The sequence below is a fragment of the Pseudomonas sp. Leaf58 genome (assembly GCF_003627215.1).
GTDB lineage: Bacteria > Pseudomonadota > Gammaproteobacteria > Pseudomonadales > Pseudomonadaceae > Aquipseudomonas.
In genome coordinates this window covers 2,136,920-2,152,789 of sequence record NZ_CP032677.1, presented here as the reverse complement: position 1 = coordinate 2,152,789, position 15,870 = coordinate 2,136,920, and the positions used below count along the sequence as shown (strand labels likewise).

The 15,870-nt window shown below is 62.1% G+C and carries 14 protein-coding genes and 1 pseudogene; 12 read left to right on the top strand and 3 right to left on the bottom strand.

The features are described from left to right. Positions 1–36: 36 nt before the first annotated feature. The 3 genes from DV532_RS10125 to glsB all read left to right on the top strand — a co-directional run bounded on the left by DV532_RS10125 (position 37) and on the right by glsB (position 4,637). Entirely contained in the window at positions 37–1,755 is a 1,719-nt protein-coding gene (locus tag DV532_RS10125; protein ID WP_056800687.1) for an FAD-dependent oxidoreductase, read from the top strand. A 24-nt stretch (positions 1,756–1,779) separates the two neighbouring features. Next, on the top strand, positions 1,780–3,540 hold the full coding sequence (locus DV532_RS10120; RefSeq protein ID WP_056800684.1) for an FAD-dependent oxidoreductase: 1,761 nt from the start codon (positions 1,780–1,782) through the stop codon (positions 3,538–3,540). Positions 3,541–3,728: 188 nt separating this feature from the next. Then, entirely contained in the window at positions 3,729–4,637 is a 909-nt protein-coding gene (gene glsB / locus DV532_RS10115; RefSeq protein ID WP_056800683.1) for a glutaminase B, read from the top strand. Between the two features lie 122 nt (positions 4,638–4,759). Here glsB and DV532_RS10110 read toward each other — a convergent pair. Then, positions 4,760–5,410: pseudogene (locus tag DV532_RS10110) on the bottom strand (TorF family putative porin); the annotation flags it as partial. A 148-nt stretch (positions 5,411–5,558) separates the two neighbouring features. After that, the gene (locus tag DV532_RS10105) at positions 5,559–7,280 is read right to left on the bottom strand and encodes an amidohydrolase (RefSeq protein ID WP_056800681.1); all 1,722 of its coding nucleotides are present in this window, start codon (positions 7,278–7,280) and stop codon (positions 5,559–5,561) included. Positions 7,281–7,523: 243 nt separating this feature from the next. Here DV532_RS10105 and DV532_RS10100 point away from each other — a divergent pair, with 243 nt between their 5' ends. The 9 genes from DV532_RS10100 to pbpG all read left to right on the top strand — a co-directional run bounded on the left by DV532_RS10100 (position 7,524) and on the right by pbpG (position 15,256). Further along, positions 7,524–8,435, top strand: coding sequence for a LysR family transcriptional regulator (locus tag DV532_RS10100; protein ID WP_056800679.1), 912 nt, complete (start codon positions 7,524–7,526; stop codon positions 8,433–8,435). Between the two features lie 239 nt (positions 8,436–8,674). Then, entirely contained in the window at positions 8,675–9,745 is a 1,071-nt protein-coding gene (locus tag DV532_RS10095) for a C45 family peptidase (RefSeq protein WP_056800677.1), read from the top strand. A 56-nt stretch (positions 9,746–9,801) separates the two neighbouring features. Next, a complete protein-coding gene (locus tag DV532_RS10090) occupies positions 9,802–11,160 on the top strand; it encodes an MFS transporter (protein WP_056800675.1) in 1,359 nt (452 codons plus the stop codon). A gap of 109 nt (positions 11,161–11,269) precedes the next feature. Further along, the gene (locus DV532_RS10085) at positions 11,270–11,830 is read left to right on the top strand and encodes a nucleotidyltransferase family protein (RefSeq protein WP_056800673.1); all 561 of its coding nucleotides are present in this window, start codon (positions 11,270–11,272) and stop codon (positions 11,828–11,830) included. Between the two features lie 141 nt (positions 11,831–11,971). Then, positions 11,972–12,427, top strand: a complete 456-nt coding sequence (locus DV532_RS10080; protein ID WP_056800671.1) for an isoprenylcysteine carboxylmethyltransferase family protein — start codon at positions 11,972–11,974, stop codon at positions 12,425–12,427. 12 nt (positions 12,428–12,439) lie between these two features. Beyond that, entirely contained in the window at positions 12,440–12,640 is a 201-nt protein-coding gene (locus DV532_RS10075) for a LysR substrate-binding domain-containing protein (protein ID WP_256659125.1), read from the top strand. A 270-nt stretch (positions 12,641–12,910) separates the two neighbouring features. Next, the gene (locus DV532_RS10070; RefSeq protein WP_056800666.1) at positions 12,911–13,519 is read left to right on the top strand and encodes a GNAT family N-acetyltransferase; all 609 of its coding nucleotides are present in this window, start codon (positions 12,911–12,913) and stop codon (positions 13,517–13,519) included. Next, complete coding sequence (locus tag DV532_RS10065; protein WP_056800664.1) at positions 13,516–13,875, top strand: cupin domain-containing protein; 360 nt, start codon at positions 13,516–13,518, stop codon at positions 13,873–13,875. Before DV532_RS10070 ends, DV532_RS10065 begins: the two co-directional genes overlap by 4 nt. Before the next feature lie 454 nt (positions 13,876–14,329). Continuing rightward, positions 14,330–15,256: a D-alanyl-D-alanine endopeptidase gene (gene pbpG / locus DV532_RS10060; protein WP_056801525.1), complete on the top strand. Its 927-nt coding sequence runs from the start codon at positions 14,330–14,332 to the stop codon at positions 15,254–15,256. A 160-nt stretch (positions 15,257–15,416) separates the two neighbouring features. On the opposite strand, the gene DV532_RS10055 is transcribed toward pbpG, so the two are convergent. Continuing rightward, complete coding sequence (locus tag DV532_RS10055) at positions 15,417–15,854, bottom strand: hypothetical protein (protein ID WP_056800663.1); 438 nt, start codon at positions 15,852–15,854, stop codon at positions 15,417–15,419. Positions 15,855–15,870 lie beyond the last annotated feature (16 nt).

The window sequence follows — 15,870 nt, the reverse complement described above, 5'->3', positions numbered from 1 at the left end:
TACCCGTTCAAACACACCGCACCCGGAGACTGCTGAATGCTTGCCGACACTTCCCTGCACACCACGCTGGACTGCGATGTCCTGGTCATTGGCTCCGGCGCGGCCGGGCTCAGCGCAGCCGTGACCGCCGCCTGGCACGGCCAGCGTGTCATCGTGGTGGAAAAGGACGAGGTGTTCGGCGGCGCCACCGCCTGGTCGGGTGGCTGGATGTGGGTGCCCTGCAACCCCTTGGCGCAGCGTGCCGGGATCATCGAAGACCGCGCGCTGCCGCGCACCTACCTCGAGCACGAACTGGGCGAACACTTCGACCCGGCGATGATCGATGCCTTTCTCGAAGCGGCGCCCAACATGGTCTCGTTTTTCGAGCGCCATACCACGCTGCAATTTGCCGACGGCAATGCCATTGCCGACATTCACGGCGACACCCCTGGCGCCGGCACCGGCGGCCGTTCGGTGATTGCCGCACCGTACAACGCCTATGAGGTTGGCAAGCTGCTCAAGCGGCTGCGCACAACCATGCGCGAAACCTCGTTCCTGGGCATGCCCATCATGGCCGGCAAGGACCTCACCGCTTTCCTCACCCTGACCCGCTCCTGGCGTGCGCTGCTGCACGTGAGCAAACGCTTCGGCAAACACCTGATCGACCTGGCGCTCAACGGGCGCTCCATGCACCTGGTGAACGGCGTCGCGTTGATCGCCCGCCTGGCCAAGTCGGCTGAAGCGCTAGGCGTTCAGCTCTGGGAGTCGGCGCCAGCCACCGCGCTTTTGCATGAACATGGCCGCGTCACCGGGGCCGTGGTTGAAACCGCAAAAGGTCGCATCGCCATTCGCGCACGCAAGGGCGTGGTGCTGGCAGCGGGTGGCTTTGCCAATGACATCGAACGGCGCAAGGCACTGTTCCCGCGCACGCCAACCGGTCATGAGCACCTGGCCTTGCCGCCGCTGGGGGTCAATGGTGACGGTTTGCGCCTGGGCGAGAGCGTCGGGGGCCAGTTTGCCGCGGACCTCGCCTGCCCAGCGGCGTGGGCGCCGGTGTCGCGGGTGCCTTACAAGGACGGCAGCGTCGGCCACTTCCCACACATCATCGAACGCGCTAAGCCAGGCATCATTGGCGTGCTCGCGAACGGCCAGCGCTTCGTCAATGAAGCCAATGGTTACTACGACTATGTGGCCGCGATGGTCGCGACTGCGCCCGGCACCGAGGTCGCGTCCTGGTTGATTTGCACGCACGCATTCCAGCGGCGCTACGGCCTGGGTATCTCACGCCCCTTCCCGCTGCCAGTCGAGCCGTTCATTCGCTCGGGCTATCTGAAGACGGGCGACACCGTCGAAGCCTTGGCCAACGCGTGTGGTATCGACCCGAGCGGCCTGCGCCACACCCTTGCCGAATACAACCGCCACGCCCGCAACGGCGAAGACCCACAGTTTGGCCGCGGCAGCACGCCCTACAACCGTAAACAAGGTGATGCGCAGCACGGGCCCAATCCCTGCGTCGCGCCGATCGAGCAAGGCCCTTTCTATGCGGTGAAGGTTGAAGCAGGCTGCTTCGGCACCTTTGCCGGCCTCAAGACCAATGCCCACGCGCAAGTCCTCAACACTGAGGGGCAGCCGATCGCGGGCCTTTATTCAGCCGGCGCCGACATGGCCAGCATCATGGGTGGGCATTACCCCGCTGGCGGTATCAACCTGGGCCCGGCCACCACGTTCGGCTACATCGCCGGCCGTCACCTGGCTGGCGCCACCGCCTATGAATAACCACGCCATGAAGGAGCAAGCAAAGTGAGCACCACCACCCCCCTCCCCCCGCACTGGGACCAGGAAGTCGACCTGCTGGTGTTCGGCGCAGGCACTGCAGGTATGACCAGCGCATTGATGGCCAGCCACCACGGGCTGGACGTGCTGCTGTGTGAAAAAACCGCCGTGGTGGGCGGCATCAGCGCCACCTCGGGCGGCACCACCTGGGTACCCGGTACAACCCAGAGCCAACGCGCCGGCGTGCCGGACAGCGCGGCAGAGGCCGCGACCTTCCTCAAGGCAGTAGTCGGTGAGCGCGGTGGTGACGCATTGCGCGCAGCCTTCCTCGCCAGCGGGCCGCAGGCGATTGACGAACTCGAGCGCATCAGCGAAGTGAAATTCGTCGCCGCCGCCGCCCACCCCGACTACGTCAGCGGCCCAGGCGCCGCGTTTGGCGGCCGCGCCCTTGCACCCCTCGCGTTCGACGGCAGGCTGCTGGGCAAGGACTTCGCCCGCGTGCGCCCACCGCGCCGCGAGTTCATGGGCCTGGGCGGCATGATGGTGCCTCGTGCGGACCTGGATGCGCTGCTTGCGCCCTTTGCCTCTGTGCACAACCTAACCCGCACCCTGAGCGTGGTCGGCCGTTATTGCATCGACCGCCTGAGCTACCCCCGCGGCACCCACCTGGTGATGGGCAACGCCCTGGTCGCCAGGCTGTTCTATAGCCTGCGCCAGCGCAACGTGGCCGTCCGCTTTGAAACCCCCTTGCACGAACTCATCCTGGAAAACGGCCAGGTGGTGGGGGCAGTGGTGCTGCACAACGGCCAGCCTGAGCGCATCCGCGCCCGTCGTGGCGTGGTGCTGGCCACCGGGGGCCTGACGCGCCACCCGACCCTGCGCAAGCAGCTGTTCCCGGCGGCTGCCCAAGCCCTTTCACTGGCGCCCCTGACCCACACCGGCGACGGCATTGACCGCGCGCTCAAGGCCAATGCCCAGCTCGACAACGGCCACGACAGCCCAGGCCTGTGGATGCCTTGCTCGATCCGCACGGCCAAGGACGGCTACCAGGCAGTATGGCCACACATCCTGCTGGACCGCGCCAAGCCTGGGCTGATTGCCGTGAATGCCCGGGGCCAGCGCTTCGTCAACGAGTCAGACTCCTACCACGACTTCGTCATGGGCATGCTCCGCGACGCCAGCCCCACCGCCCACCTGATCTGTGACCAGGCTTTCTTGCAGCGTTACGGCTTGGGCCTGGTGATGCCGCTACGCAGCGCCCTCAACATCGCCAGCTTCGTCAAGTCTGGCTACTTGATCAAAGGCCGCACCCTGGGTGAGCTTGCCAGCAAACTCAAGGTTGATGCCGAGGGGCTGGCGAACACCATCAGCACCTACAACGCCGCCGCCGCACAGGGTGACGACCCGGCATTCAAGCGCGGTAGCAGCCCCATGAACCGTCACAATGGTGACCCCCAGCAAATGCCCAACCCCTGCGTCCGCCCACTCGGCGATGGGCCTTACTATGCGGTGACTGTGCAACCGGCCGACCTCGCCTGCAGCGCGGGCCTGAGGGGTAACGCCGATGGCCAGGTGCTGAACCCGCAAGGCCAGGTGATTGAGGGGCTGTATGCCTGTGGGAATGACCTGACTTCAGTGTTTCGCGGCACCTACCCAGGCCCAGGCACCACGCTGGGGCCTGCGATTGTATTTGGCTGGCGAGTGGCCCGGCATGCGGCGGGCGTTGCTGAAGGCAAAACGGGCATGGCAGAACCTATCAAGGTAGCGGCAAGAGAAGCGCTTGGCTGAGAAATTTTTCCCAAGATCGAGTGAAGCATTCGCTCAAGCTATCCGATTAGCCTTTTTTGATGGCCGGACACGCCTGCCCCAGATCGTCACCTAGGCCATTTTTTTGTGCGTGTGTGATCTCTCCAGCTCGATCTCCGTCACACACGCTACCCCCTGCTGTCGTCTGGGGAGTGATAAAAGGGCCTTCCATGCAAACGCTGTTGAACGAGATTCTCGACGAAGTGCGCCCCTTGATCGGCAAGGGTAAAGTGGCTGACTACATTCCTGCGTTGGCCGACGTGCCCGCGCAACAGTTGGGCATCGCTGTTTATGGCAACGATGGCAGCTATTATTGCGCAGGCGACGCCCTAGTGCCGTTCTCAGTCCAGAGTATTTCCAAAGTGTTCAGCCTGGTTCAGGCGATTGGCCACTCCGGTGAAGCCATTTGGCAGCGCCTTGGGCATGAGCCCTCAGGCCAGCCGTTCAACTCGTTGGTGCAACTGGAGTTCGAGCGCGGTCGCCCGCGAAATCCCTTTATCAATGCAGGTGCGTTGGTAATCTGCGATATCAACCAGTCGCGTTTCGCAGCACCTACGATATCGATGCGCGATTTCGTACGGCGGCTATCGGGCAACCCTCAGGTATCGATAGACGCCCGTGTCGCGGATTCGGAGTATCAGTTTCGCGCGCGCAACGCTGCCATGGCTTACCTGATGAAGTCATTTGGTAACTTCCATAACGAGGTCGAGACTGTACTGCGCAGTTACTTCAGTTACTGCGCGCTGCAAATGAGTTGCCTTGATTTGGCCCGCGCCTTCTGCTTTCTGGCTAATGATGGGTTCTGCAAACACTCGGGTGAACAAATCCTGACCCGACGCCAGACCCAGCAGGTGAACTCGATCATGGCTACTTCCGGACTCTATGATGAAGCAGGGAATTTCGCCTACCGCGTGGGGTTACCAGGCAAGAGTGGCGTGGGTGGCGGGATTGTGGCAATTGTGCCGGGTCAATTCACCGTATGCGTGTGGTCGCCGGAGTTGAATGCGGCAGGCAACTCCCACGCAGGGATGGCGGCGCTTGAGTTGCTGAGTTCACGGATAGGATGGTCGGTGTTCTGACCAGCGGGGTGCTCAACCTCCGCTCCCCACAAAGGTCCACACAAGACTTTCCGTACAGAGTCTAGAGAATTGTAACGAGGAGCCGAGCAGACATCCGTGAAGCCCAGATAGCTGGCGCATTAGCGCTTGGAAAGGTCGGTGTCGATGTAGCTGACCGACCAATCGAGCGACAGCATCGTGCGGCTCAGTTTCACTTCCCATTCGTGGTAATCGTCGCGGCTGGCGCCGTCATTGGCGAACCAGCTCGGGTCCTTGTAGTCGTTGCGCCCGTAGCGCACCAGCAGGTCGGTGTCGTACGGCAGCAGCGTGGTGTAGCCCACATAGCTGTAGAGCATCGACTGGTCGCCGTTGAAATTGTCCGAATAGTTGCCGCCGAGCAGTACACCCCAGGCGCGCAGTTCAGTATGGTATTCGCCTTAGTTGAAGTTGCCCTGACGCGGGTATACGTACTTGATGTACGAGGTGTCGAGGCTGGCGTCGTCGTTGATCTGCCAGAAGTAGCCGGCGTAGTAGTCCAGCTCCTGGCGTGTGCTGCTGCCAAAGCCGAAGTCGACGTTGGAGCTCCATACGCCTGCGTACAAGCCGCTGCTGTGAGCCAGGGTCAGCGAGCCCTGCAGGGCCGGATCGTTCTGGGTCTGGGAGATGCCGCGGGTGCGATAGTCGCTGAAAAGGCCAGCCTTGGCCTCGACGCTGAAATCGTCATTGAGGTCGATGGCATGGGCCAGCGGGGCGCAGGCCAGCAGGCCGGCTGCCAGGAAGTTGCGTACGGTCATTCGATGCTTTCCCTTTATTGTTGTTGTGTACGGTGCAGCGAGGTGTGGCTTTTCGCAGGTACACCCCGCCCCCACAGCGAGCTGTGTTGTGCTTGTGTGAGCGGGGTTTCCTGCAATACGGCCAGCGCTGTTTACGAGCAGATGCCGATCAGCGCTGGTAGATTTGCTGGCCGGCGAACCAAGTCTGTAGTACCTGGGTGTCACGCAGCGCCTCGGCGCCGACACTGAGCACATCGCGGTCGAGGACGATCATGTCGGCCTGCTTGCCGACCTTCAGCGAGCCGACCTGCTGCTCCAGGCGCATGGCGCGGGCGGCGTTGAGGGTGTAAGCCTGGAGCATGGTTTGCCGGTCGATGGCCTCGTCAGCGTTGAGCACGCCCTTGGGGCCCTTGCGGCTCACTGCCTGGTAGATCGCCTTCCATGGCGCTGGCGTAGTGATCGGCCAATCGCTTGCGCCAGCGATGGTTGCACCGGCCGTGTACAGCGACTGGGCCGGGTAGCTGTGGGCGAAGGCATGCTCGTCGACATAGGGCTTGACCAAGTCGAGGTTGGTCTCGTCGGCACTGGCCCAGTACAACTGCATTGAAGCGATCACGTCGAGCTGCTTGAAGCGCGGATAGTCCTGTGCGCTGACCATCTGCAAGTGGGTGATCGAATGGGGTACGCCGCTGTGACGCGCACGCCGAGCCTGCTCGACGCCGTTAAGCGCCTCGCGCACGGCACGATCGCCAATGGCATGCACATGTACCAGCCAGCCACGGGCGTCGGCGGCATCGACCAGTTCACCGAATTGCTTCGGGTCCAGCAGCAGTTCGCCGCGCTGGCCGGAGTTTTTGTAAGGCTCAAGCATCGCCGCGCTTTGCGCCGGCATTTCGGCGACGCCGTCGGCGAAAACCTTGATGCCGGGCAAGGTGAGGTTGCGCACGCCGAGGAACTGCTGGCGCACTTTGTCCAGTGCATCCAGGTCGGCCGGGCGGGCCTTGGCGTCGGCCATCAGCAGCGCGGCGACGTGGGCCGTCAGCTCGCCTCGTTCAGAAAGGTCCTTGTAGACCGGTAGCACACCCAGAGAGTCGTTCTTCACATCCGCCCCAGGCAACTCGTTGGCCAGCGGGTCCATCCAGCCGGTGATGCCAAGCTGCTTGGAGTAGTCCAGGGCCATGCGCCCGGCGGTTAGCAAGGTGTCGTGGGACAGCGGCGGCAACAGGTCGGTCACTGGGTAGTAGCTGGCGTCGGCGAGAAACCCGTTGGGTGTGCCGTCCTCGTGCTGGCCAATGGTGCTGCGGGCTTCGGCAGGCAACGCGGCGATGGTCTTGGCATCGACCCCGGCACGCTTCAGCAGGGCCTGGTTGGCCCAACCGGTGTGCATGTCATTGGCGGCCAGCAGAATCGGTTGTTCGGCCCATTCGCCATGGTTGAAACGCTGCTCCAACGCGGGGATGTCATCCCAGTAGGTCCCCGGCACGCCACCAAGGACCAGGAACTCACCGCGCACGGCCTTGCCATCTTTGCGCCACTCGCGCAGGCGCTGTTCCAGTTGATCGAGCGGGATCTGCTCGCCCATCAGGTTGGCCAGTTCCAGCTGCAGGCCACCCTTGATGGCGTGGGAGTGAGAATCGAGCATGCCCGGCATCAGCACCTTGCCACCGAGGTCGATGACGCGGGTCCCGGCGGCCTTCAGGCCCAGCACCGCCTGGTCCGAGCCCACGGCGACGATCTTGTCGCCCTCGACTGCCACCGCCTGCTGCAGCGGCTGGCCTGGCTCGGCGGTATAGACCTTGGCGTTGTGAAAGATTACGTCCACTGCCGCGAAGCTGTGCACGGAGGTGCAGGCCAAACCCGCGCTAACCGCCATCTTCAGGAGGTGCTTCATTCGATGCCTCGTTGTTGTTGTTATTGAGCCGCAGCCTAGCCAAGGTGCAACGCCGGTTAAATGCGCCAGCAGGCACAACTTTTTTCGCGATTGGGAAAAAATCCCCGGCCTATGATTGCCGTGGTATAAGCCACCCACCGCTCGGCGGCCATTCAAACCCACACCATTTGCAGGCTTGATGAAAAGGCGTGGAGACTCGCGCGCTCCCACCTTCGCCTCGCTTGTGCCGAATAGGAAGAAACGATGGACAAAATGTCGGCCCTGACCATCTTCGTCGCCGCCGCCGAACACGGCAGCTTCAGCCGTGCGGCCGAGCAGTTGGGCAAGACGCCTTCAGCCATTACCAAGGCGGTCGCCCACCTGGAGGCCGAGCTCGGCGTGCGCATGTTCGAGCGCACCACCCGGCGCATGGCCCTGACCGAGGCCGGAACGGTGTACTTGGAGGGCGCGCGTCAGGCCTTGATGCACCTGCAATTGGTCACCGAGGAGGTAGAGCAGTTGCAGCACGAACTGCGCGGCACCTTGCGCATCACCGCGCCACCTTCGTTCGGCCCGGCGTTTCTCAATCAAGTGTGCTTTCGCTTCATGCGCGAACACCCACAGGTGCGCCTGGAAGTGAACCTCAACGACGCCAACGAAGACCTGATCGACGGTGGCTACGACCTGTCGCTGCGCGACGGCCCCACCGACCAACCCGAACTGATCGCCCAGCCGTTGATCGAGAACCGCGTGATTCTCTGCGCAAGCCCCGACTACCTAGCCCGACGTGGCGAGGCCATCACGCTGGAGAACTACGCCCAGCACGACTGGCTGCTGCTGCGCCACCCCCTGCTAAACCGCAGCTTCTGGTGGGTCGAGCACGAGGGCCAGACCTTGCGCATACGTCAGCCCACTCCCCGCCTGGTGAGCGACAACTTCGACTTCCTCCTCGCCTGCCTGCTCGATGGCCATGGCCTGCAGTTCGTGCCCACCTGGTGCGCCGCGCCCTATCTGGCCAGCGGGCACCTGGTGGAAGTGCTGCCGGGCTACTGGCGGGCGCTGAGTGCCTTCGGGCCCTGGGTGCACGTACTGTACCTGCCCCATCGGCGCAACACGCGCAAGGTACAGGCCTTCATCGCCTTGTTGCACGAGCAGCTGCGCAGTCAGGGGCTGTAATGAGGCTGCTGGGCGCACTTGTGCTGCTCAGGCACAAAAGTTGTGCGGGTTGTGGCGATGATCGACCGGGGGCGGCTCGCTAGGCTAGCGGTGGTTGCCTGAACACAGCGGCCTCTTCGCGCCCAGCCCATGACCCTGTCACTCTCACAGCGGGGCATGCAATACGGGAACGAGGCGGCCTCACACTTTCCAGAACAGCAACGATGCCCCGAGCCAGCTGTACCAGGAGTTCCCCCGCAGTGAAGATCCATACCCTAGTCACCGATATCCGCACGCCCGCCGAGCGTGGTCGCCAGATCGGCGAGCACTTCGCCGAGCAGATCCGCCATACCACCCAGCTCTACCTGGACTTCTTCCCGCGGGTAGGCGTGCCCCTGCGCGAGGCGCAGCGTATCGGCGAAAACAGCCTCGCAGCCTTGGAAGCCTGGAGCCCGAACCTGGCAGCCGAGGTAATCGGTATGGCCAGCGGCGCCGACCTGCCGTTGTGGCAACTGGCAAGCCTGAATGCTCGCACCGAGGTGCTTGCCGCCCGTACCCGTCATAGCGAGTGCTCCACCACCGTCCATGCCCCGCGCGGCCCACGCGCGCCGCAAACACTGCAGACCTGGGACTGGCACGACAGCCTGTGCCCCCACGGCCTCATGCTGGCGTTGCACACCGAGCGTGGCATGCACGTCAAGCTGTTCTGCGAATTCGGCATGCTTGCCAAACTGGGGGTGAACAGCGCAGGCCTAGGGCTGCATTTCAACATTCTGCACCACACCCGTGACAACGACAGCGGCGGTGTGCCGGTGCATGCCATTGCTCGGCGCCTGCTCGAAGACGCCAGTAGCGTCGAAGAGGCCATCGAGTTGGCCCGCTCGGCGCGGGTCAGCGCTTCCACCGTGCTGACCGTGTTCTCCCGAGAAGACAGCAGCCCGCGTGCGGTGAGCATCGAACTGAGCCCTGAGCGCACGGCACTGGTGTTGCCGCGTGAAGACGGCTGGTTGCTGCACACCAACCACTTCCTCGACCCGCAACTGAGCCTGGGCGAGCAGGTCGCAGACCGTGCCGACAGCCAATGTCGCCTGGGTCACCTGGAGCAGGTGATCGGCCAGATGGGCAGCGCCGACCTGCGCGCCCGTGCTGAAGCCATGTGCGGCGCGCAGGGCGACAGCGCACCGATCTGTTTCCACCCGGACATGGCCATGCCCGATACCGAGCGTTGGGAAACCCTGCTAAGCGTGGGCATCGATACCGAGCGCTGCTTGCTGGAATATGTGGCGGGTACGCCCCTGCAACTGGCCAAGGTTGGCTGCGAACGTTTCTGAGCCCCACCGGTGCCGCCTGTGTAACGCGGCACCCGCTGACAACGAGAACAACAACAATGCATGCAGAACATTCCAACCCTGCGTCGTCCCGGTCTGCGTTGCGGACCTTCTGCGTCTCCGGCATGGGCACTGCGCTGGAGTTCTATGACTTCATCATCTACGGCACTGCGGCTGCGCTGGTGTTCCCTCAGGTATTCTTCCCCGAGCTGGACCACCTGACCGCGACCTTGGTGGCCTTCAGCGCCTTTGGCGCCGGCTTCTTCGCCCGCCCGTTGGGCGGCCTGGTGTTCGGCCACTACGGTGACCGCATCGGCCGGCAAAAGGTGCTGGTCGCGACCTTGCTGCTCATGGGCTTGAGCACCTTCCTGATCGGCTGCTTGCCGAGTCATGCCAGTATCGGTGTGGCGGCGCCGATTCTGTTGGTACTGCTGCGCCTGATCCAGGGCTTTGCCGCCGGTGGCGAATGGGGCGGTGCCGCGCTGTTCGGCATCGAGTCGGCGCCGCCAGGCAGGCGAGGGTTATGGGGCAGCTTCACCAGCATGGGTATCGGTGTAGGCGGTATTCTGGGCGCTACGGTGTTCGCTATCGTCAGTGCCGCCTTCAACGACAACCTGGTGGATTTTGCCTGGCGCATCCCGTTTTGGCTGGGTGGCACCCTGGTAATGATCGGCCTGTATGCGCGCCTGAAAGCGCCAGTGACGGTTGCCGTTCCAGCGGTCAAGCCGGCCCATGCACCGCTGGCCGAGGCCGTGCGCCAGCGTCCGCGCCAGTTGCTGCTGTGCACGGGTATTGCCTTCGGCTATTGCACCATCGCCTACATCGGCAGCACGTTCTTCCTGACCTACGCCACCCAAGTGGGCTTCGGCAGCACCCAGGCGTTGATGTTCGACCTGACCTTGTCGATCGCCATCGTGTTCTCTGCGCCGCTGTTCGGCTACCTGTCCGACCGCCTGGGCCGGCGCATGGTGATGGTGTTCGGTGCCTTGGTCATGGCGCTTGGGCTGTTCGCCTTCTTCGCGCTGGTGGGCATGAAGAGCTTTGCCATTGCCTTGTTCGCCTACAGCCTGACCGGCCTGTTGATGGGAGCAACCCAGGGCCCGATCCCGGCATTTCTCGGTGAGCAGTTCCCTCGCCGTATGCGCTACTCCGGGATATCGGCCAGCTACCAGATCGGTGCAGCACTGGGCGGTGGCACGGCCTCAAGCATAGCCACGGCGATCCTGATGCTCTCTGACCACAACCCGCTGGGTGTAGCGTTGTATGGCGCTGGGGCACTGGCTTTGGTCGCGGTGTGCTCGCTGAAGCTGCGTGAGACATCGCGGTTGAGCATGGCAGAAATCGATGAAGAACCTGAAGGAGTTGCAGATGGAGGCGAAGTTGCTGCAGCGTTGATGCCCATTGGCGGCAAAAAATAGACGTCACTGCACATGGGCGGATAGCAGCTATCGTGCTTTATCGGCAATCAATTGGCCTCTGTCGATCAGGTAAGCTCAGCACTCTGCAACGCCACCGAGGACGGCCCCCGTGCATTCGCTTACCGATGAGCACCTACTGGAAATCATCCGCCTGAACCGCATAAACCGAGCGTTACTTGAGATCTTGCCAACGTTAGGTATCCCTCATTCCATGCTGGTCGCAGGCGCTTTGTTCCAGACGTTCTGGAATCACCGCTCGGGACGACCTGCTGAATGGGGCATCAAGGACTATGATATCGCCTACTTCCACGCTGACTTGTCTTGGGAGGCGGAAAACCGGGTCATAGCCCAGGTTCATCAGGCGTGCTCGCACTTGGGTGTTAACGTTGAGGTACGCAATCAGGCCCGCGTGCATTTATGGTACGAAGCGAAATTCGGCGGCACTTATCCACCGCTGAAAAAGGTAACCGATGGCATTGACCGCTATCTTATTCGGTCGACCTGCCTAGGCGTTGACGCCTGTACAGGTAAGCTTTATAGCACTCATGGCCTGAACGACCTCCAGAACAACAGGCTCAGGATGAACGAACTGAATCCACGGCCAAGCTTGTTCAGGGAGAAGGCTGCCAGCTACCAGGCGCGTTGGCCATGGCTTCAACTGATTGAGTGAAGGTCCACTGTGGGTCGTCAGCAGCCGTTCTCCGTGTACCGCTATCGGCTCCTGGCGCCTCCTTCGCACTCATACGGCTTGACTCTGAAGTGGCTACACCGTTCACCCTGGCAAGACGTTCGTCTCTAACAGGAAGTGATCATGGACAACCGCATCCCACCGCCGCTGGTCGCCACCCTGTTCGGCTTGTTAGCATGGCTTGCCGCAGGGCACTTACCGGGCGCCTTGGCGCTGACGTTCGAGTGGCGTATGGGGCTGGCACTGGTTGTGCTGCTGGCCGGCGCAGCTATTTCTTTCGCTGGCGTCCTTTCCTTTTACCATGCACGTACCACTGTCAACCCATTGAAGCCGCAAGCGGCTTCGGCTCTGGTTCGCTCTGGCATCTACCGATACACACGCAACCCCATGTACCTGGGCTTCGCCACAGCCCTGACAGCCTGGTCTATCTTTCTCGCCTGGCCGCCAGCGCTGTTGGGCGTACTCGGTTTCGTGTTCTACATGAACCGCTTCCAGATCGGGCCGGAAGAGCGAGCGCTTGCCGACCTTTTTGGCGGGGAATTCACGCAATACTGCAGCGAGGTGCGGCGTTGGCTCTAGAAGTACCCGCAAATCGACGTCCGCGTGCAGTCCACTGCCGAGCTTGTGGACCTGCTGCGTGAGCCCGTTGACATCGCGCTGCGCCATGGCCTGGGCGAATACCTCGCCGTGGAGTCGATCCCACTGATGGCGCCCGTGCTATTACCAGTCGCCAGCCCCGGCCTACTGGCCGGCGGGCCTGCGCTGGAGGAGCCGCAGGATTGCCTTTCGTGACATACGACCCCATACGGAGGCAACCCTGCTCTGATTCCGGCCATTTCGCCATGGACGTACACGTCTCCCCGCTTCTCGCTTCACCACCTTCGGCAACTGCACGATCGATTCCCTAGGCCTGAGCCATTAGACGGCCTCGTGCCTTTGAGCAGGGGGCAGCGTCGCACGCCGTGCTGACGGAGTTCGCCCAGAGCATGATGGGAACCGTTCAACCCGTCTACCCTGCCCCCTGTCAAAGGCGTAATCCTTGAAAACTAACCACCCGACCCCATGGGAGCACTGTACATGCCTATCGACTTCAGGCCCGCTCAAGCCTCGGACGCGCACGATATTGCGCGCTTCTTTCAACTGACATCGGAGGGCATGGCCGATTACATATGGAGCAAGCTTGCCGCACCTGGGGAAGCATTGCTGAGTGTCGGTGCGTCTCGCTATGCCAGGGACCAGGGCGACTTCTCCTACAAGAACTGCCTGATGGCCACTTTCGAAGGGCGCGTCATCGGCATGATGCATAGCTACGCCTTGCGCGAGACCCCTGACAGGTCTGTCGAGACAGACCCGGTGCTCGCGCCATATTCCGACATGGAAATACCCAACACCTTGTACATATCCAGCCTGGCCCTGGATGAGGCCTGGCGCAGCCAAGGGCTGGGCGCCCAGTTTCTTCGCCACGCCCAGCAGCGCGCTGACGACGCTGGCCTGGATGGGCTATGCCTGATCGATTATGCAGAAAACCACGGTGCCCGCCGCTTCTACGAACGTCACGGTTTTCAAATTGTTAAAACCTGCCAGATCGTTCCGCACCCGATGCTGGGCGTGACCGGTGAAGCCTATTTGATGTATCGCCCTACCCACAACGTGCTCGAGAAAAAACCATGAACAAGAAACTGATCGTGTTCCGCGAACTGGATATCCCACCGGTGCGCGACCTTCCCTTTTTTGAAGAGGTCGTGGAAGGCAGCCCTCATACACTGACGTCCAAGTACTATCACGATGAACAGCAAGGTCGCATTTCCGGAGAATGGGAAGCCAGCACCGGAGCGTGGCGCATCAACTACAAAGTTTGGGAGTTCTGCCATGTCCTGAGTGGACGCTGCGTCATCGAGCTTGAGGGTTGCGCCCCCATCACACTGGCCGCTGGCGACACGTTCATTATCGAACCGGGCGCCAAGGGCAAATGGACCGTGCTGGAAGACATGAAAAAGAACTTCGTGATCCTCCTGCCCGCGAACTAGCCACGGGGTCGCGTTTCATCGAGCGCATCGCAAGGCCAGTGTGCATGCTTGCCGCTGGCGGCGCTCGATTGCTCTTCGACAGGCCACAACAGCCCTCTACCTCATGGCTGCGCTGTCGCGCATAGAACCGAGCCTTTGTGGCGCAACTGTCTTGATCAATACCTGAAAGCTTGCGCGAACACTGTAGGAGCGGGCTTGCCCGCGAACACGGGCGAAGCCCGTGCCATCCACCGCGGCACCACTTCGGGTCGATAGCTGCCCGCTGGGCCGAGCTGTCGAAGCTTGCAATGAACGTTATGGGTACGAATTTGGTACAGGATTAAATTTCGTTCACCTTGCGCCCTTTAGATATAAGGCATTCGACAGCCGTTCAGCCATACTCCAGAATGCAGCGGTTTTTTGGGGGAAAACCCTTGCACAGCCAACGACATACCAACTTTTAGTGAGCCTGAACGTGAAAACATCCCTGTCCATCCTCAGCCTGCTGCTGTTGCTCACAGGTACCGCGACCCTTCCGTCGACCGCTGCTGCACAACCCCCGGCCCAGGCTCAACGTGACCCCTCCAAGCTGCACCTGGCCTCAGGCAGCGCCCTGCTGATCGACCTGAACAGCAACCAAGAGCTGTATTCGAGCCACGCCGACCGCGTTGTACCCATTGCCTCGGTGACCAAACTGATGACGGCGATGGTGGTGCTGGATGCCAAGCAGCCCATGGATGAAATGCTCACCATGACCATTGCCAACAACCCGGAAATGAAAGGCGTGTATTCGCGTGTGCGCCTGGGCAGCCAGCTCGACCGCCGCGAAACCCTGCTGATCACCCTGATGTCGTCGGAAAACCGGGCAGCCAACAGCCTGGCCAACGCTTACCCCGGTGGTTACCCGGCGTTCATCAAGGCCATGAACGCTAAGGCGCGTAGCCTGGGCATGGCGCACACCCGCTACGTGGAGCCGACCGGCCTGTCGACCCAGAACGTGTCCACCGCCCGCGACCTGGCCAAGCTGCTGATGGCCTCGCGCAAATACCCAATGCTGAGCGAACTGTCGACCACCCGCGAGAAAACCGTGGCCTTCCGCAAGCCCAACTACACCCTGGGTTTCCGTAACACCGACCACCTGGTGAACAAGAGCAACTGGGACATCAAGCTGACCAAGACCGGCTTCACCAACGAAGCCGGGCACTGCCTGGTGCTGCTGACCCGCATGGACAACCGCCCGGTGGCCATGGTCATCCTCGATGCCTTCGGCAAGTACACCCACTTCGCCGATGCCAGCCGCATGCGCCAGTGGCTGGAAACCGGTGCAGCCAAACCGGCCCCGGCTGTGGCCATGCAGTACAAGTCGGAGCGGCAGAACAAAGGGCGCCTGGTGGCGGAATAACCGCGCCTGGGGCTATGCGGCCCTGTAGAAGAGGCTTTGTGTCGCGATGGTCTGCGCAGCGGCCCCAGGGATATTGGCGTTGATGCCCACATCGTCAGGGGGGGCTGCTTTGCAGCCCATCGCGACACAAGACCGCTCCTGCGGGGAAGCGTATTCGCCGTCAGGCTTGGGTGTTGACCATTCCGCCCGCACTGCTACCGCCGGTTTTCTGCAGCGCTTCGAGCAACTGCGCGGTGGCCTGCAGGATTTCACCATTTAGGGTCGCGATGATCGCCTGCTTGGCGCTTACCGCTGCCAGTTTGGTCGTTTCGTCCATCTTCTGCGCCATCAACTGGGCCAATTGCTTCTGTTCCTCGGCCAATTGCTTCTGCAGCTTCTCGATCATCTCGCGCAATTGCTTGATATACGAAGGCTCCGAACTTTCACTGCTGCCCTGGGCAGCTTGAGCCTGGCCCCCACCACCGTTCACTTTCGATGTGTCAGCCTGTGCACTAGCGCCACTTTCTTGGGTTTTTTGCGCATCCTGGCTGTCGGCGGTCTGGGTGATACTCAACGCCGGGGCCGCGGTGCTGATGCTGACTGTTGAAATACCTGTCATGTCTTTCTCCTTGCAT